19 protein-coding genes are annotated in these 17379 nt (G+C 64.0%); 10 read left to right on the top strand and 9 right to left on the bottom strand.

Going from position 1 to position 17379, the window contains the following annotated elements; translation table 11 throughout:
- Nucleotides 1-150: 150 nt before the first annotated feature.
- The gene (locus tag A3E1_RS0119390; RefSeq protein ID WP_020522454.1) at nucleotides 151-1614 is read left to right on the top strand and encodes a menaquinone biosynthesis decarboxylase; all 1464 of its coding nucleotides are present in this window, start codon (nucleotides 151-153) and stop codon (nucleotides 1612-1614) included.
- The gene (gene mqnP / locus A3E1_RS0119385; protein WP_040391250.1) at nucleotides 1590-2450 is read left to right on the top strand and encodes a menaquinone biosynthesis prenyltransferase MqnP; all 861 of its coding nucleotides are present in this window, start codon (nucleotides 1590-1592) and stop codon (nucleotides 2448-2450) included. Before A3E1_RS0119390 ends, mqnP begins: the two co-directional genes overlap by 25 nt.
- Here mqnP and A3E1_RS0119380 read toward each other — a convergent pair.
- From A3E1_RS0119380 to A3E1_RS46225, 3 genes are read right to left on the bottom strand one after another with little or no spacing between them, the layout of a single operon-like run.
- Nucleotides 2435-3049, bottom strand: coding sequence for a UbiX family flavin prenyltransferase (locus A3E1_RS0119380; RefSeq protein WP_020522452.1), 615 nt, complete (start codon nucleotides 3047-3049; stop codon nucleotides 2435-2437). The genes mqnP and A3E1_RS0119380 overlap by 16 nt on opposite strands.
- 13 nt (nucleotides 3050-3062) lie before the next feature.
- Nucleotides 3063-4355, bottom strand: coding sequence for a hypothetical protein (locus A3E1_RS0119375; protein WP_020522451.1), 1293 nt, complete (start codon nucleotides 4353-4355; stop codon nucleotides 3063-3065).
- Nucleotides 4356-4391: 36 nt separating this feature from the next.
- Nucleotides 4392-4625, bottom strand: coding sequence for a BldC family transcriptional regulator (locus A3E1_RS46225; RefSeq protein WP_083929552.1), 234 nt, complete (start codon nucleotides 4623-4625; stop codon nucleotides 4392-4394).
- A gap of 175 nt (nucleotides 4626-4800) precedes the next feature.
- Between A3E1_RS46225 and A3E1_RS0119365 the strand changes: the two genes are divergently transcribed.
- Both A3E1_RS0119365 and cds1 read left to right on the top strand, forming a co-directional pair.
- A complete protein-coding gene (locus tag A3E1_RS0119365) occupies nucleotides 4801-5250 on the top strand; it encodes an Lrp/AsnC family transcriptional regulator (RefSeq protein ID WP_020522450.1) in 450 nt (149 codons plus the stop codon).
- 9 nt (nucleotides 5251-5259) lie between these two features.
- Entirely contained in the window at nucleotides 5260-6348 is a 1089-nt protein-coding gene (cds1, locus tag A3E1_RS0119360; RefSeq protein WP_020522449.1) for an L-cysteine desulfhydrase Cds1, read from the top strand.
- Here cds1 and A3E1_RS41070 read toward each other — a convergent pair.
- Nucleotides 6345-7694, bottom strand: a complete 1350-nt coding sequence (locus A3E1_RS41070) for a DEAD/DEAH box helicase (RefSeq protein WP_051105109.1) — start codon at nucleotides 7692-7694, stop codon at nucleotides 6345-6347. The two genes, cds1 and A3E1_RS41070, sit on opposite strands and share 4 nt — an antisense overlap.
- Nucleotides 7695-7875: 181 nt before the next feature.
- Entirely contained in the window at nucleotides 7876-9096 is a 1221-nt protein-coding gene (locus A3E1_RS41065; RefSeq protein ID WP_020522447.1) for a C40 family peptidase, read from the bottom strand.
- Nucleotides 9097-9183: 87 nt separating this feature from the next.
- Between A3E1_RS41065 and mqnE the strand changes: the two genes are divergently transcribed.
- The 6 genes from mqnE (at nucleotide 9184) to A3E1_RS0119320 (ending at nucleotide 13758) form a co-directional block, all read left to right on the top strand.
- Nucleotides 9184-10353, top strand: a complete 1170-nt coding sequence (gene mqnE, locus A3E1_RS0119345; RefSeq protein ID WP_020522446.1) for an aminofutalosine synthase MqnE — start codon at nucleotides 9184-9186, stop codon at nucleotides 10351-10353.
- On the top strand, nucleotides 10353-10733 hold the full coding sequence (locus A3E1_RS0119340) for a hypothetical protein (protein ID WP_020522445.1): 381 nt from the start codon (nucleotides 10353-10355) through the stop codon (nucleotides 10731-10733). Before mqnE ends, A3E1_RS0119340 begins: the two co-directional genes overlap by 1 nt.
- A 19-nt stretch (nucleotides 10734-10752) precedes the next feature.
- Nucleotides 10753-11013 carry a DUF4229 domain-containing protein gene (locus tag A3E1_RS0119335; protein WP_020522444.1) on the top strand — a complete coding sequence of 87 codons (261 nt, stop codon included), beginning with the start codon at nucleotides 10753-10755 and terminating at the stop codon, nucleotides 11011-11013.
- Nucleotides 11014-11153: 140 nt separating this feature from the next.
- Nucleotides 11154-12011 carry an ABC transporter substrate-binding protein gene (locus tag A3E1_RS0119330; RefSeq protein ID WP_020522443.1) on the top strand — a complete coding sequence of 286 codons (858 nt, stop codon included), beginning with the start codon at nucleotides 11154-11156 and terminating at the stop codon, nucleotides 12009-12011.
- A 38-nt stretch (nucleotides 12012-12049) separates the two neighbouring features.
- Complete coding sequence (locus A3E1_RS0119325) at nucleotides 12050-12991, top strand: FecCD family ABC transporter permease (RefSeq protein WP_020522442.1); 942 nt, start codon at nucleotides 12050-12052, stop codon at nucleotides 12989-12991.
- On the top strand, nucleotides 12991-13758 hold the full coding sequence (locus tag A3E1_RS0119320) for an ABC transporter ATP-binding protein (protein WP_020522441.1): 768 nt from the start codon (nucleotides 12991-12993) through the stop codon (nucleotides 13756-13758). The genes A3E1_RS0119325 and A3E1_RS0119320 overlap by 1 nt, the downstream gene beginning before the upstream one ends.
- Here the strand turns inward: A3E1_RS0119320 and A3E1_RS0119315 are convergent.
- From A3E1_RS0119315 to A3E1_RS0119300, 4 genes are read right to left on the bottom strand one after another with little or no spacing between them, the layout of a single operon-like run.
- Entirely contained in the window at nucleotides 13755-14342 is a 588-nt protein-coding gene (locus A3E1_RS0119315; protein ID WP_020522440.1) for a hypothetical protein, read from the bottom strand. The two genes, A3E1_RS0119320 and A3E1_RS0119315, sit on opposite strands and share 4 nt — an antisense overlap.
- Entirely contained in the window at nucleotides 14339-15796 is a 1458-nt protein-coding gene (locus A3E1_RS44915) for a hypothetical protein (RefSeq protein ID WP_157631614.1), read from the bottom strand. The genes A3E1_RS0119315 and A3E1_RS44915 overlap by 4 nt, the downstream gene beginning before the upstream one ends.
- The gene (locus tag A3E1_RS0119305; RefSeq protein WP_020522438.1) at nucleotides 15793-16071 is read right to left on the bottom strand and encodes a hypothetical protein; all 279 of its coding nucleotides are present in this window, start codon (nucleotides 16069-16071) and stop codon (nucleotides 15793-15795) included. The genes A3E1_RS44915 and A3E1_RS0119305 overlap by 4 nt, the downstream gene beginning before the upstream one ends.
- Before the next feature lie 51 nt (nucleotides 16072-16122).
- Nucleotides 16123-17379 (bottom strand): aminotransferase class V-fold PLP-dependent enzyme, encoded by a 1257-nt coding sequence (locus tag A3E1_RS0119300; protein ID WP_020522437.1) that lies wholly within the window; start codon nucleotides 17377-17379, stop codon nucleotides 16123-16125.

Here is a 17379-nt window from a genome sequence, read left to right as displayed (position 1 = left end):
TTGGGGGTACCCGAGAACGCGCCGGCCTGGGTCAGAAAGGCCAGCGTAGCCAGCAAAATCGGGATGCGGCGCTTCACCCAAGGTCAAACGACCGCGCTATCCCGCAGGTCGCGGCAACCTGCCTTTTTACCGAATGCGAGGATGACCCACATGGCTGGACCGCGTTTTCCATACCAGGATCTGCAGGAGTTTCTGGCGGCTCTTGAGCAGGCGGGTGAATTGCACCGGGTGACCGCCCCCGTTGACCCCACGCTGGAGATCTCCGAGATCGTCACCAGGACGGTCCGTGCCAAGGGCCCCGCGCTGCTGTTCGAGAAGCCCACCCGCGGTCAGATGCCGGTCGCCATCAACCTGTTTGGCACCGAAAAGCGCATGGCCATTGCGCTCGGCGTAAAGAGCGTGGACGAGATCGGCACCCGCATCGGTGACCTGATCAAGCCGGAGTTGCCGGTTGGCTTCAGCGGCATGATGGACGGGCTCGGCAAGGTGATGCAGCTCAAGTCGCTCCCGCCGAAAAAGGTCAAGACGGCACCGTGTCAGGAAGTCGTGCTCAAGGGCGCTGACGTGGACCTGAACCTGCTGCCTGGACTGATGACCTGGCCGGGCGACGGCGGCATCTTCCACAACTATGGCTTGACGCACACGAAACACCCGGAGACGGGCAAGCGGAACCTAGGGCTTTACCGGTTGCAGCAGCACTCGCACAACACGCTCGGCATGCACTGGCAGATTCACAAGGACTCCACCGCACACCACGCGGTCGCCGAGCGGCTCGGTCAGCGTCTTCCCGTCGCCATCGCGTTCGGGGCTGACCCGGTCGTGTCCTACGCCGCGTCCGCGCCGCTTCCGGGAGATATCGACGAGTACCTGTTCGCAGGTTTCCTGCGCGGGGAACGCGTCGAGATGGTGGACTGCGTGACCGTTCCGCTTCAGGTGCCCGCGCACGCGCAGGTGATCCTGGAGGGATATGTCGAGCCGGGCGAGCGGCACCCCGAGGGCCCGTTTGGGGACCACACCGGTTTCTACACCCCGGTCGAGCCGTTCCCTGTGCTGCACGTCGAGTGCATCACGATGCGCCGCGCGCCGATCTATCACTCGATCGTCACGAGCAAGCCGCCGCAGGAGGACGGTCCGCTCGGCCACGCGACTGAGCGCATCTTCTTGCCCCTCATCAAACTGCTCGTGCCCGACATCATCGACATGCACATGCCCGAGCCGGGGGTCTTCCACAACTGTCTCATCGTGTCGATCCGCAAGCGCTACCCCAAGCACGCGCAGAAGGTGATGAACGCGGTCTGGGGCGCGCATTTGCTCAGCCTCACCAAGCTCATCGTGATCGTCGATGACGACTGCGATCCACAGGACTTGCACGAGGTCGCGTTCCGGGCGTTTGGCAATGTCGACTACTCGCGCGATCTGCTGTTGACGGAAGGCCCGGTCGACCACCTCGATCACGCGTCGTACCAACAGTTCTGGGGCGGCAAGGCCGGCGTTGACGCGACGCGCAAACTGCCGACCGAGGGCTATCACCGCGGCTGGCCGGAAGAAATGACGATGTCACCCGATGTCGTGTCCAAAGTGGACAAACGCTGGAAGGAGTACGGCTTCAAGTGAAGGCGTTTCTGAAGCTCGTCGCGATCGAGCACTCTGTCTTCGCTCTGCCGTTCGCCTACCTTTCCGCCATCATCGCGGGTGCTTCGTTCAAGCAACTCGTGCTCATCACCGTCGCGATGGTGGGCGCACGCACGTTTGCCATGGCGGCCAACCGCATCATCGACCGGCACATCGACGCGCGCAATCCGCGTACGGCGCAACGGGAACTCGTGACCGGTGCCGTTTCCGTGCGCACGGCTTGGATCGGGGCGATTGTCGCGCTCGCGGTGTTCTTCGCCGCGGCGGTCCTACTGAACCCGCTCGTGACCTGGCTGGCCCCGCTCGCGGTCATCCCGCTGGTCGTTTACCCCTATGGGAAACGGTTTACGAACTGGCCGCACGCGATTCTCGCTGTGGCGCAAGCGGTTGGCCCGGTTGGTGCATGGCTGGCCGTCACCGGGATCTTCGCCGGCTCAGGCCCCGCCTGGCTTCTCGGCACCGCGGTTGGTTTGTGGATCGGCGGGTTCGACCTGATCTACGCGTGCCAAGATGCCACGATCGACCGCGAGATCGGCGTGCACAGTGTGCCCGCGCGCTACGGCGTTGCGTTCGCGCTAAGGCTTTCGAGCATCGTGCACGCGGTGACGTTCGGCTTGTTCGTCTGGTTTGGACTGTGGACCAAGCTGGCCTGGCCCTGGTATGTCGGGCTGGCGCTAACCGCCGTCGCGTTCATTTACCAGCACCGGGTTGTGACGCCCAACGATTTGTCCAAGGTGAACCGCGCGTTCTTTACCGCCAACGGTTTCGTTGGCATCGTGCTATTCCTCTTCGGCCTGCTGGCCTACGTGCTCAGCTGACCGGTCCAGCGAGTGAGCAGGTCGTGCTTGACGCCGACGGTGTCGAGGATTTTGCCCGCGACGAAGTCGATGAGTTGCTGCGAACTGGCCGCCGCTCCTATGCCATAGAAGCCGGGGCTAGCGGGCAGGACAACGGCTCCTGAGTCGATGAGCTCCACCAAGTGCAGCAAATGGCTACGTGTAACGGGAGTTTCGCGTGGCACGACAACGACGGGGCGGCGTTCCTTCAAGTTGACTTCGGCCGCGCGCTGGAGCAGATCCTTGGACAGGCCAAGGGCGATGCCCGCGCAGGCGGCCGTGGACGCTGGTACGACGATCATCCCGCGAGCGGGGTAGGAACCACTTGACGGCCCGGCCGCCAGATCGCCCGCGGGCCAATAGCGAATATCGTTGGGCGCCAAGCCAATCCAGCTCGTTAAGTCTTGCTCCCAGTGCGCGTCCCGAAACGACAGGCTGGTCTCATCGAGGATCGTCAGCCTTGCCGCCCGCGACACCACCAGGTCAACTGGTTCGCCAGCCGTGATCAGAGCACGCAGGACCGCGGCCGCGTAAGGCGTGCCGGAAGCGCCGGAGACGCCGACGATCCACGGGGTGCGCATAGCAGCCAGCGTACTAAATCGCGTATTCACCTGCGGTTTCCGTGTGACGCTTGGCATACATCTGCTCATGGAACATGACGAAACGCTCGATCAGCGTGCTCGCCCGCTTGTCGCCCAGCCGCGTTTCCAGCTCCGGCAGATTGTTCATTAGGCGCTCCCGATGCTGGACGTAGAGCGCTGAGTAGTAGGCCAGGCTGTCCGCGAGCGCCCGCCAGGCCGCAGCCGTGCTGACGGATCGCCTCGCATGCCACAGCGCGACGTTTGTTTCGCCGTTCAGCGCGTCTTTGTGGAGCCGGTCAAACAGGGGATCCTCGGTGTCCTTCAGCGCCTGCACGACTTCGCCTGGCAGTTCCCGCAAACGGGCGGCCTGCTGCACCGGGGTCATCCGCAGGAGGGCCGTTCCCAGATCGTTTTGCAGGCGCACGAGCAACGACGCGTCCGCGAGCACTTCACCTAACGTGCCATCGGCCACGATGTCGGCGTACCCACTGGTGGTTTCGATTTGCTCATAAAGCACGGCGAGGTAGAACCCCACGGTCGGGGTGACGAGGATGGTTTGCGCGCCAACGGCGGCTAGTTCGAGGCGGGACAGGTGCGCGGCGTAGAGCGTGCGGTCAACACCCTGATAACGGTCGGCAAGCCCTTGCCGGACAAGGGTCGCCGTGGCCGTCCCGGTCATCGCGGCTGACAGTTCCCGGCAGACCTCGACGCCGGCCACGAGAGCTGACCACAGCCCGAATTCCAGCTCCTCGCGGGCGGGCACGGCTTTCCCGGCTGACTGAAGCGCGGCGGTGTATTCGTCGGCGGCACCCGCGTGCTTGGCAGCGGCGAGACTCTGGTCGAATCCCGAGGCGAACTGTGCCGCTTGCTTGGCATGTCCCGCGAGCAAGAGCACGGCGGGTGTTTGCCGCCCAGGCAGCAGCGCCTCCGTCATCGCCCGGTTGACCGAGCTGACGAGAAGCCGCCGTTGCTGAGCGGTCTCATCGAGCGTGACCTCGCCCAAGCCCATGGCGAGGTTGTCTGAGATGACCTCTAACACCTGATAGGCGTTCATCAAGCCGGCCTGGCGCAGCATGATCGGCCAAGCGTCCTCGCTGACCAGTCCACTTAGGATGGACGTGTTCATGCTGACCAGCTGCGTTAGACCGCACAGCCGCAAAAACTCCTGCTGCCGCGGGTTTCGCGGCGAGAAGGCCCAGGTCACGAACTCGCGATAGGGCCCGCTCGGCATGTGCTGCGCTATTGCCCCGCTAAGCGCGGTGCAGCTCGCCGCAAGCAACTGCGCGGCGCGCCGGTTTGCTGTCATGCGGCGAGGTTATACCGGCGCCAAATCTACATAGGACTAGTGGGCCGGATGACGGGCATGCGAGCCTGGTGTTGGCTCGGGCATGTCGTCAAAGTCCAGTCCGCCCTCTAATAGCGCTTTGACTTCGGATTCCCGGAACCGGCGGTGACCGCCGGGCGTGCGTATGCTGCCGATGCGTCCAGCCGCTGCCCACCTGGTCACCGTCTTAGGGTCTACCCGGAACAGCGCGGCCACCTCGCCGGGCGTTAGCAGGCGATCTCCCGTGTCCACGCTCACCTCCTCGTCTCGAAGCCAATTAGAGCACCGCTTGGGCGTCACGTCCCAAAAACATCAATATGCACCTTTTGGCAAGAATGCTGAGTAGAATTACGAGCTCAATTCGTATATTGCCCGAAGATCGGCCTCCAAAGTGCGGACTCCACCGAAAAGGGCCTAGGGTCACCTTGTGGACGCAATAGATCGAAGCATCGTTGACCTCCTGCGGCGCAGCGCGAGGCTTTCGTATGCCGAATTAGCCCGCAAGGTCGGCTTGTCCGCTCCGGCCGTACATGAGCGAGTAGGCAAACTGGAGACAGCGGGGGTTTTGCGGGGCTACCACGCCGACGTCGAGCCCCACGCGATCGACCTTGGTGTCACGGCGATCATCGGATTGGTCGCGAACGCCAGTGACCAAACGCTCGACGATCTGCGCGCGATGGAAGAGATCGAATCCTGCTACTTCATGGCCGGCGACGAGTCATACCTGGTCAAGGTGCGGGTGGCTTCCATCGACGAGCTAGAGCACGTGATCGTGCGCTTGTCGCGCATCCAGGGCGTCAGCCGGACACGCACGATGATCGCCCTGTCGACCAAGTGGGAAGGCCGCCCACGGCCGCTGACGTCAGAAGCCAGCTAGATTCGGGGCATGGAACAGGCTGACCGGTGCAGGGAAGACGACCGCGAGTGGGTAACCGAGGCGATCGCCAAGGTGAGTGCCGACGCTAACCGCAGCGCGGACACCCATCTGCTCCCGTTTCCGTTGCCGCATAGCTGGGGCATCGACCTGTACCTGAAGGACGAGTCAGTCCACCCCACCGGTTCGCTCAAGCACCGGCTGGCGCGTTCGCTGTTCCTCCACGCGCTCTGCAACGGCTGGATTCGCCCGAATACCACCATTGTTGAGGCGTCGTCGGGCTCGACAGCCGTGTCGGAAGCCTATTTCGCCCGCATGCTCGGTCTGCCATTCATCGCCGTCATGCCGGCCTCGACGAGCAAGGAGAAGTGCGAACTCATCGAGTTCAGCGGGGCCGAGTGTCATCTGGTCGAAGACCCGGCGCAGGTCGTGAACGAGGCGCGAGCGCTGGCCGCCAGCCGTGGTGGGCACTTCATGGACCAGTTCACCTTCGCCGAGCGGGCGACTGACTGGCGGGGCAACAACAACATCGCCGAATCGATCTTCCAGCAGATGTCGCAAGAGCGGCACCCCATTCCAGCCTGGGTCGTCATTGGCGCGGGAACGGGCGGAACCTCGGCGACGATCGGCCGCTATGTGCGCTATCAGCGCCACTGCACCAAGATCTGCGTCGTCGACCCGGAGAACTCCGCGTTCTATCCCGCCTATGTCAGCGGTGACTGGAATGTGGTGACAGGTAAGGGATCCAGGATCGAAGGGATCGGGCGGCCCAAGGTCGAGGCCAGCTTCCTGCCGTCCATTGTGGACAAAATGGTGCTGGTACCAGACGAGGGCTCCCTGGCCGCGATGCGCATCGGCTCAGGGGTTCTCGGCCGTCGCATCGGCGGCTCGACAGGAACCAACCTGTGGGGAGCTTTCGGCCTGATCGCACAAATGCTGGAACGAGGCGAGACCGGTTCTGTCGTCACGCTGCTCTGCGATGGTGGCGAGCGATACGCCAACACCTACTACAACGATGCGTGGATTTTGGAACAAGGGCTGGACCTAGGACACGCCTACTCCACGGTCCAGCACTTCCTCCACACAGGACAGTGGCGCTAGTAGCGCTCGTGCCGCTGGCGCGGGCGGTCGTCAAACGAACGACGCGGGCGGCCCTTGAACGGCGGGCGTCCCCCGCCACCACCACTGCCGCCTTCACGGAACGGCTTGCGCTGACGCGGCATCGGCTCGTCCTTGACCGGGATGCCTGACGGCTCCAGGGCACCGGTCACCTCGGCCAGCTTCGGGTCAGACGCGCGCACGCGGTGCTCGGCCGGGGCTTCAACGCCAGCCTTCTGCATCATGTGCAAGGTCGTCCGGCGCTGCTTGGGCAGAACCAGTGTCGCCACGGCACCAGACTCCCCTGCGCGGGCCGTCCGGCCAGCGCGGTGCAGGTAGTCCTTGGGGTCCTTCGGCGGGTCGATGTGCACGACGAGCGAGATGCCGTCGACGTGGATGCCTCGCGCGGCGACGTCAGTCGCGACGAGCACGCCCACGCGTCCCTCTTTGAACTCGGCGAGGGTGCGCGTGCGTACGCGCTGGGTCTTGCCACCGTGCAGGCCCCCGGCCCGGACACCAACTTCGCGGAGCTGTTCCACGAGCCGGTCGACGGCCATCTGGGTACGGGCGAACATGATCGTGCGGCCCTTGCGGTTGGCGATAGCGGCAGCGATCTTGAACTTCTCCTGCGGCGGGATCAGCAGAAGCAGGTGATCCATCGTCGTGACACTCGCCTGAGCGGGCGCGGTCGAGTGGGTCACCGGGTTGTTCATGAACCGGCGCACGAGCTGGTCGACGTCACCGTCCAAAGTGGCCGAGAACAGCAACCGCTGGCCACCGGCCGGGGTCTGCTGCAACAGCGCGGTGACCTCGGGCAGGAAGCCCATGTCAGCCATTTGGTCGGCTTCGTCCAAAACGGAGATTTCAATCTCTTCGAGCGAGCAAGAGCCGCGCTCGATGAGGTCGCCGAGACGGCCCGGCGTAGCGATCATCAGGTCGAGACCCTTTTGCAGGCCAAGGATCTGACGGTCGTAAGGAACACCGCCGACCGCGGTGCCAAGGTAAAGCCCGGTCGCCTTCGCCAAGGGGCGCAACGCGTCCGCGACCTGCATCGCGAGCTCGCGCGTCGGCACGAGGATGAGGGCGCGGGGGTGATGCGGGCGGGCAGGCTTGCCTTCGGCGAGTCGCGATAGGACAGCCAGGCCAAAGGCCAGCGTCTTGCCGGATCCGGTCTGGCCACGGCCAAGCACGTCACGGCCCGCGAGAGCATCGGGAAGGGTCGCGGTCTGGATCTCGAATGGTTCGATGATGCCCTCTTGGCGCAAGGTGCGCACGAGGTTCTTCGGCACTCCCAGCTCAGCGAAGCCGCCGGCGTTGGGGGCTGCCGGTGTTTCGGCAGGGGTATCGATGTTGATTTCGAAAACCGAAGGAAGCTGAGCAGGGTCGAACGACACAGCGTTGCTGTTCAAAGTGGTACCTCTCGGGTGGGCGCATCCCCGCGCACAACGGCCATCTCGACTTTGGCCTATACACCCGCAGGAACGCTGGAGGGGCGTGCTCCGCCCCAGACAACCTCGCTAGTCTACGCGATCACGCGCCCGTATTTCCCGCTGGTGTAGTGGGGGTCACCGTCGGGGTTGGTGTCGGCGTGGGGGTTGGTGTCGGCGCAGGTGGCTGCGGAACCGGTATGGCGTCAATGATCCGGACCGCGAAGTCGACCTGATTTCCAGCGCCCAAATTGATGTTTGCGATCTTCACCACATCACCCAGGCGTGGCGAATGAACAATCTTGTGGACGCCATTCTCCTTGCCCAGGTAGATCATCACGTGGTGGATGGTCTTCCAGTCCTGCGGATCGCGGGCGTAGAACAACAGGTCGCCAGGCAGTAGCGCGGACAAAGCCACCGGCTTGGCGCGGTACGCGTAGTACTGATCCTTCGCCACTCTCGGGAGCAGGACGCCCGCCTGACGATAAGACGTCTGTGTCAACCCGGAGCAGTCGAAGAAGTCTGGTCCCTCTTCAGCGAATCGCCATGGCTTGCCCAGCTGCTGCAAGGCGAACAGCACGGCCTTACGTGTTTCTGGGTGGGCGATCAGGCCAGCGTTGCTTTGCCCAGCGTCGTAGTTAACGGCCAGCTTGGCCAACTCGCGCTCCCGCTTGAGCGCGTCTTCGGATTTGAGCAGGAGCAACCGCTGTTCCAAGACGATGCGGGCATTGTCGCGCTGGGTGAACAGGTCAATGGCGGAGGCCACCTCGGCGGCGGCGAGCCGCTCGTCGGCGTTGGACTTCTCCAGCGCCGTCCGCGTCATGTGTTCCTCTGCGGTCGCCTTGGCTAGCTCGTAGGCGGCGCCCTCTCCGGCAGGCTGCGCACCTGGCTGCAGCAGCAGCAAATCATTCACCAATCCGTTGTTCTGCAACGGAACCGGGATCTTGTCCTTGTTTTGGTATGCCGTCGCCGCGGCTGTCGCCGCGTCTGCCCGTGCGAGTTTCAGCCGCTCATCGGCTTGCTTCCACGCGTGCTCGGCCCAGGCCTGGCTGAGTTTGGCCCGGTCGAGCACCTCTTGGAGTTCATTGATGCGTTCGGAAAGCAGGCCGGATTCTTCCCGGGCGGCGTCGACCTGGGCGCCGAGCGCCAGAAGAGGGTCGACAGCCGGGCCTTTGGGGATGGCGAGACTTCCGGTGGGGATGAGAGCCACTTGGGTGGTCTGCGGCCGGCTGCCGCCGTCGGGAACTGATGTGATCTTCGAGCCGGGCGCCGCGTGAGCCGGTGCGGGGATGGAGATTCCGCCCACAATCAGCGCTGTGAGCACAACAGTTCCAACTTTTTCTGCGCGTGATGGCACGAGTTACCGTCCTCCCCTGACAGACCCCCGGTAGTCCTACGTAGGCTAGCGGACATGGACATAGGCGTGAAGCGTCAGCTTGAGGAGAAGGTCTACGCGGGAGAGCGGCTATCGCGCGCTGATGGTGAAGCGCTGTATGCCAGCGACGATTTGGCCTGGCTAGGACGCTTGGCCCATCACGTGCGCACGCAGAAAAATGGCGAGCGAGTGATGTTCAACGTCAACCGCCACCTCAACCTGACCAACGTCTGCTCGGCAAGTTGCGCCTATTGCTCGTTCCAGCGCAAGCCGGGCGAGAAGGACGCTTACACCATGCGGGTCGAGCAGGCCGTGCAAAAAGCGTTGGAAATGCAGGATGAGCAGCTCACCGAGTTGCACATCGTCAACGGTCTGCACCCGACATTGCCCTGGCGTTACTACCCGCGTGTCCTAAAAGAACTAAAAGCGGCTTTGCCCAACGTCAAACTCAAGGCTTTCACCGCGACCGAGGTGCAGTGGTTCGAGAAGATCTCTGGACTGTCCGCTGACGAGATCCTTGACGAGCTCATCGAGGCCGGCCTGGAGTCGCTGACGGGCGGCGGTGCCGAGATCTTCGACTGGGAGGTCCGCCAGCACATCGTGGACCACGCCTGTCACTGGGAAGACTGGTCGCGCATCCACCGCTTGGCGCACTCAAAAGGCCTGCGTACACCGTCCACAATGCTCTATGGGCACATCGAGGAGCCACGGCACCGCGTCGATCACGTGATGCGGTTGCGTGAGCTTCAGGACGAGACCGGTGGCTTCACGGTGTTCATCCCGCTGCGCTATCAGCACGACTTCCACGACAGTGCCGACGGCAAGGTCCGTAACCGGATTCAGGCGCAGACGACGATGGCCTCGCCGGCCGAGTCGCTCAAGACCTTCGCCGTGTCACGGCTGATGCTCGATAACTTCGATCACATCAAGTGCTTCTGGGTCATGCACGGGCTCTCGGTCGCCCAGCTGTCCCTGAACTTCGGTGTCGATGACCTCGACGGCTCGGTCGTTGAGTACAAGATCACGCATGACGCCGACTCCTATGGCACGCCTAACACGATGCACCGCGACGACCTGCTCCACCTGATCTGGGACGCGGGCTTCACCCCGGTCGAGCGGGACACGCGTTACAACGTGGTCCGCCAATACGACCCGGCGCCGAAGCTGGCCGACCGGCGCAGCGAGCCGCAGCAGGTCTGGGCCTGATGGAGGTCAAGCGGGCTAGCCGGTTGGCCGACCTGCTAGCCCAGTCCTTCGCGGCGTTCCTGATCAGCATCGCCGGCGTGCTGATCATCGATGGGCTGTTCGCGCTCCTGGGCCTGGGCAAATTCGGTGACATGAACGGGTTCCTAGCCCTCGTGTTCCCGATCATCTTCTTCGCCGGGCAATACTCGGCGGCCAAGGGTGAGCGGGGGCGGCCGTTGGTCGCCGCGATCGGTGCCTTCTTCGGCCTCGGGGTCGGCTCCATTTCGGCCGGCATGTTCCCGGACATGTCCCCGATCGGCACCGGCGCCCTGGGCGCGTTCGTCGCCACGATCATCTACGCGACGATCTGGCACGTGGGGCTGGCTATCGCCAAAAAGTGACGGGCTACGCTGTTTGCTTGTGAGTCCTGCCATCAAGTACACGCTGGCCCGCCTGGGCATCTTCGCCGCGGTGCTGCTGCTCTTGCTGCCCTTCACCCAGGTGAGCCTGCTCCTCAGGCTCATGATCGCCGTGCTGGTCAGTGCCGTCGCGAGCTGGTTCCTGCTGAAGCGGTTGCGCGACCAGGTGTCGAGTCAGGTCGAGCAGTCCATCGACCGGCGTCGCGCCGAGAAGGAAAAGCTCCGCCAAGCGCTGGCGGGCGACGAAACCGACGCCAACTGACCGTTCTTTCGCAGCGAAGCCGGTGCGAGTCCGGCGCTGTCGCGCAACTGTGAACCCCTTGCACAGGGTCAGCCAGGTCGCCTGCGAAGCGGTCCCCTTATCGATTCGGCCCTCGCGGAAGGGCTTCAAGGAGGATCAACATGAAACGACGTTTGCTTGCTGTGCTCGCGGTCGCGGCCTTCGTGGCCGGCTGCGGCAGCACCTCTAACGAAACCCCGCAGGCTCAGCCGTCGACACCACAGCGGATCGTGTCGCTGTCGCCGACCGCCACCGAGATGCTCTTCGCGGTCGGTGCGGGCAACCAGGTCGTGGCGGTGGACGAATTCTCGAACTACCCGCCGCAGGCGCCGAAGACCGATCTTTCTGGGTTCACACCCAACGCCGAAGCCATCGCGGCCAAGAACCCGGATCTGGTCGTGCTTTCCGACGACGTCAAGGGCATCGTCGCTCAGCTTGAAGGCTTGAAGATTCCGGTTTATGTGGCCCCCGCCGCCAAGACGATGGACGACGTCTACGGTCAGATCACGGAAGTGGGCAAGCGCACGGGGCACGCCGATCAAGCAACGGCTCTTAACCAGCAGATCAAGGATGACCTGGCCAAGCTGGTCAAGGATCTGCCCAAGCGCGAAAAGCCGCTGACCTATTTCTATGAGCTTGACCCGGCGCTCTACTCAGCCACGTCAAAGACGTTCATCGGATCGCTTTTCACCATGGCGGGGCTGTCCAATGTGGTCGATGCCGCCGACACGTCAGGCAGCGGCTACCCGCAGATCTCGGCTGAAGCACTGATCGCGGCTAACCCCGATCTCATCTTCCTGGCAGACGGCATCATGGGCGAAACGCCGGAGAAGGTGAAGGCCCGCCCCGGCTGGCAGAACATCGGTGCGGTCACGAACAACCAGATCGTGGTGCTTGACAGCGACATCGCCTCCCGCTGGGGACCGCGCGTCGTTGACCTGATGCGCTCCATTACCAACGCGGCCGAAACCGCTAAGTGAAACCAGCGCGCCTTAGCTTCTGGTGGCTGGGGGCGGGGGTGGCCGCCGTCTTGGCCGCCCTCGTCCTTGGCGTGGCGCTCGGCCCCGTTTCCTTGCCCCTCAAAGACGTCGCACTTGAGCTGCTCGGCCTCGACAACAACCTCAACCCACGCGAAGCGGCGATTGTCACTCAGATCCGCCTGCCCAGAGTCCTTTTAGGACTCTTGGCGGGATCAATGCTGGCGTTAGCAGGCGGTTGCTTCCAGGGAGTCTTCCGAAACCCCCTTGCAGACCCCTATTTATTGGGTACTGCCGCAGGAGCCGGCGTGGGCGCGACGACAGCCATCGCGATGCGTGCGGACGACTCCCTCGTCCCGATCGCCGCGTTCGCGGGCGCGCTGATCGCCGTCATCTCGACCTATCTGCTCGGTGCGACGCGCAACCTAATCCTCGCCGGCGTGGCCATCTCAAGTTTCCTGACCGCGATTCAAACCTATGTGCTGCAACGCAATGTGGACACGATCCGGGAGGTCTACTCCTGGCTGCTCGGCCGCCTGGCCACCCACGGCTATGCCGAAGTGAAGACGCTTCTGCCCTACGCCGCCGTGACGATGATCGTGGTGCTGGCCTTGCGCCGTGAACTCGATGTGCTGAGCGTGGGCGACGCTGAGGCGGCCACGCTGGGCCTGCACCCGCAACGGTCCCGGCTGATCCTGCTGGGCGCGGCTTCCCTCGGCACTGCCGCTGCCGTCGCCGTGTCCGGGCTGATCGGCTTCGTCGGCATCATCATTCCGCACCTGGTGCGCCTCGTCGTGGGCCGCTCCTACCGGCAGATCCTGCCCTTGTCGTTGTTGTTCGGCGGTGCGTTCCTGGCCCTGGCCGACCTCGCGGCACGAACCGTCATCGCCCCGGGCGAACTGCCGATCGGTGTGGTGACCGCGTTCTTCGGCGCCCCGTTCTTCATCCTCGTCATGCGCACGACGAAGGCGGTGAGCCTGTAATGCTGACCGTCAAAGGGGTTGAGGTGTCGCTGGACGGCGCACCAATCCTGCGCGGCATCGACCTGACCGTGGCCGCGGGCGAGTGGGTGACCGTGATCGGACCCAACGGCGCCGGAAAGTCCACCTTGCTCAAGGCGATCGGCGGCACGCTGCCCTACACCGGTGCGGTGCTCATCAACGGCATTCGTTCGGAGGACCTTCCCCGCCGTAAGCGGGCCCAACTGGTCGCGACGGTCGCCCAGCAGCCGGTCGTGCCAGGCGGCATGCGCGTGTTCGACTATGTCCTGTTAGGACGGACGCCCTACATTCCTTTGCTGGGACGGGAATCCGCCGAAGACGCGGCGACCGCCGAACGGGTGCTGTCCCAGCTCGCGTTGTCGCGCTTCGCCTCCCGTGCCCTGGAAACGCTGTCAGGCGGCGAACGCCAGCGGGTCTTCCTCGCCCGTGCCCTCGCTCAGCAAGCCCCGCTGCTCCTGCTCGACGAGCCGACCTCCGCGCTCGACATCGGCCACCAGCAAGAAGTCCTCGAACTCGTCGACGAACTGCGCCAGACCCACGCGCTGACCGTCCTCGCGACGATGCACGACCTGTCGATCGCTGGCGAATACGCCAACCGGCTCGTGCTCCTGGCTGACGGTGCGACGGTCATCTCGGGCAAGCCAGAGATCGTGCTGACCGAAGAGCTGCTGCACCGCCACTATCGCGCTCACGTGCGCGTCATCCGAGGCGACTTCGGCCCCGTCATCGTCCCCATCCGCAAGCCTTAGCGGTGGCCGGGGGGCTTGGGCTGTTTGCCGCTCGGGTCGGGGCCTTCGCGGTCGATGACGATTTTGGTGCCGGATGGTCCGGCTGCCGAGCCGGCGGATTCGATGCAGTTGGTGGTGTCGACCGCGCGCGGTCGGTCGGGGACCAAATCGGAGACCGGTTCGCGGCTTTGCGGGGCGATGAGGTTCAGGGTGAGGCGGGAAATGCCGTTCTCCGTGAGAGCCCGGCCATCGAGCAGCAGATGGTAAGAGACGCCGTCAGCGACCTTGTAGGCGAATGCCTCGAACGCGGCGTAGCAGTTGGCGTAGAAGATCGTCCAGCCGCCGGCGCGGGCCAGGCGCATGGTGTCAGCGGTGAGGCGCCGGGCATCCGCCGCAGACGCCGATTCCAAAGTGGACACCACGTCGTTGCGGCGGGGCGGGAAGTTGTCGTTGCGATAGGAGCCCAGCGTCACGGATGGGTCTTTGTCATGAGCGAGGATGCTGTCCGCCTTCATCACATCCACCCGGGCTTGGTCGGCCGAAGGAGTGCTTCCCGTGCAGCCCGCCAGGAGAACCAGCAGGGCGAGCCCGGCAGCGAGCCTCATGACGGAGTCACCACGGCATAGAGGTTGCCAAAGGACAGGGCGCTCATATCCCCGTTGAGGAAGTCGGATTCCTTCATCCTGGTCATTCGTCCCCACGGGTTGTAGAAGATCAGCTCATCGCCCTCGTGGCCGACCAGCAAAACATAATGCTCCGGGTAGAGGTCACCACCGATGAGCACCGGCACCTTGTGCCCCGCGTCCACCGCGCTGACCGCCTCATTGAGCGGACCGCTGCCCTGCAAGTGCCAGTCATAAGACGTGCCAAAGGATTCGGCGTGCACGTTCATCTCGTCACTGAGACCCCACGGCGTCGTGCCGAGGGCGGGTGGCCAGATGGTGTTCGTCGCGTCGTGGATGCGGTCCTGCTCCGCCTTGATCCGGTCACGGAACGCGTCGTCAGACAACGGACCGCCTTTGTCATCAGTGGTTAGCCACAAAGCGTAGAGCGGATCGTTCATCGCGCGGGCCACCATGATGGCGGTCGACCCGCAAGTCGTGTCGCCGCGCTGCTCCAGCATCGCGCCGTTGACATAGACGTTGCCGCTGTCGGCTGAGTCGACGAGACCGAGCTGCTGGTCGAGCCAAGCCGGGCTCTTGCCGTGAATGACTTTGCCGAACGCCTCGATCTCGGCCACGGAATGCCCTGCTGCCAACGCTTTCAGCAGATAGGCGCGTTCGGCTTCGGAACCGGCCGCGTCGAGCAAACCCTGAAGCCGGGCTCTGTCGGCATCGGACAGTGCGCCCATCTTGTCGGCGATCGCCTGCAGCTGTGCCGTGGTGAGGATGCCGTTGTCGAGCCGGGCTAAGCCGGAGACTCCAGCCGTGGCCAAGGCGACGGCGTCGAAGGCGCTCACGTAAGGAGATCGCACCGCACCCGCCCGTGCCTTGCCGATCACGTCGCCGAGACCGCGGTTGAGCCGTGCGATAGCGGCGTTGAGTTTGTCGAAGACAGCGATCGCTCCGGCGACCGCATCGATCGCTTTGCGGATGTTAGGCGGGAGATCAAACGGGTCGTAGAGGTCCCTTGCGACTTCGTGCAGATCTTCCCGGTACCCCCTGAGGTCCTTGCTCAAAGCTCTTAGGGTGTCGGCATAGTCTTCATAAAGCGTTGCCACGTAACGCATCGCTGGAGCTGCCGCCTCGGTGAGCTGGCGTGCTGAGGTCAAGGCGGTCAGAGCCTCGTCGGCCGCTTTTCCTTGCCACACCGAGGGAACCCCGGTCGAAGCCGTCTTGCTCAGGTCGGTAGTAGTCGCATCAAGCGCGGTGGCCAGCTGGCGGTAGGCGAGCGCGTCGGCGTCAATGGCATCGGGATCGCCGGGGAGGTCACGCAGCAAAGCGAAGAGATCGCCCGTCAACTCGGTGAAGACGCGGGCGAAGCTGAGCGGGTCGCCAATCGTGCGCAGCGCTTCCCCGGCGCGGCGCAACTGCCGCAGGATTTCGCTGACATCCATCATGGCCGCATCCCGGCCGCGACATAGGCATCAACAGTCTTGTATCCAGCCGCGACGGCGCGCGTGGCCAGACACCACTGCTCCAGCACCTCTTGATAGACCTTCAGCTCGGCTTGCCACACCTCACGCACCGTGGACGCGGACACGGCGACGTCAAACGCCGGCGCGTCCACGGCTCCCGCCCAGGCAGAGCTAGCCAAACGCAGATCTTCAGCGATCTGGCACACCGAAGCGGCATTGCGGGTGAGCCCGGCAGGATCGACCTCTATCGCCGTCATGCCCAACAAGCTACGCGCCAAACCCGCCAACTTCTGCCCCCTGTGGATAACTCAGACGAGCGCGCGAACCTCCTTCAGGGTTCGCTCCACATCGGCCTCCGTGTTGACCATGCTGGTGCCAAAACGCAGGTAAGCGGGGTTGTACGGGGTGACGCTCGCTAGGACACCCTTGGTGTACAACAGGTTCTTGGCTGTCGTCGGCTGCATGCCCTCGACCGAGCAGCAGATGATGCCCGCGGAAAGCTCGGCGGCTCGCGGTGTGTGCAGGGTGATCCCCTTGATCCCGGCCAGGCCGTCCTTGAGTTTGGCCGCGAGTTCCTTGATGCGTGCGGTGATCCGGTCGCGGCCGATGCTCTTGTGGAACGCGAACGCTTCGGCCACGGACCATTGGTACTCAAAGGATTTGTAACCGCCAGGGCTAGCCGAGTTGCCGCGCGCCTGGAAGTCGAAGGTCGGGATGACCGGGAGGTATTGCTGCCAGGCCACCGTCTTTCCCCAGATCAAGCCGGTGCCGCGGGGACCGAAGAGCCATTTGTGAGTGCCCGACACCAGAAAGTCAACGCCCAGGTCAGCCGCGTTCGACAGTTCGGCGCCGAAGCCGTGCACACTGTCCAAACACACCAGTGCGCGTCCGGCGACCATGCGCGTGATTTCCTTGACGGGCAACGTCACGCCGGTGCTGGAGTGCACCCAGGTCAGTGCGATCACCTTGGTGTTGGGCCGGATCGCGGCGGCCAGATTGCTGACGATCTCGTCAACACTGGCCTTAGCCGGATCTTCGTAAAGCCGCACGCGCCGCACCGTTGCGCCATCGCGCGCGGTTCGCCACCGCAGCGATTCGTAGGTCGCGTAGAAGTCGTGTTCTGTCGTCAGGATCTCGTCGCCGGGTGACAGCCGGATCCCGTTGTAGAGCAGGCCTAAGCCCATCGTCGTGGAATCGGTCAACATGACCTCATGAGCGGTGCCGCCAAGATACTCGGCCGCGGCATCCTTCACGGCGTTGTTGTTGCGGACCTCATTGGCGTGCAGGTATTCAATGGGATTGAAGTCAAACTGAGCCTGATGCCGGGCGATCGCCGCCCGCACGGTGGCCGGCGAACTGGCGAAGACAAACGTCGCCATATTGGCGATCGCCGGATCATAGGCGAATTGAGCCCGCACGCTCGCCCAGTCTTTCGGGTCAAAGGGCGGCAGACTGACCACAATGGACGGTCCAGGATTTGGCGTGGGAGCGGGATCGCAGGCGGCGCTGAGCGCACCGACCGCGATAGCTCCACCGATCAGGCCACGGCGACTGACATTCGGCAT

Origin of the sequence: Catelliglobosispora koreensis DSM 44566 (genome assembly GCF_000379685.1) — a bacterium.
In the GTDB taxonomy this organism is placed as follows: Bacteria; Actinomycetota; Actinomycetes; order Mycobacteriales; family Micromonosporaceae; genus Catelliglobosispora; species Catelliglobosispora koreensis.
This window is presented reverse-complemented; position numbering and strand designations above follow the sequence as displayed.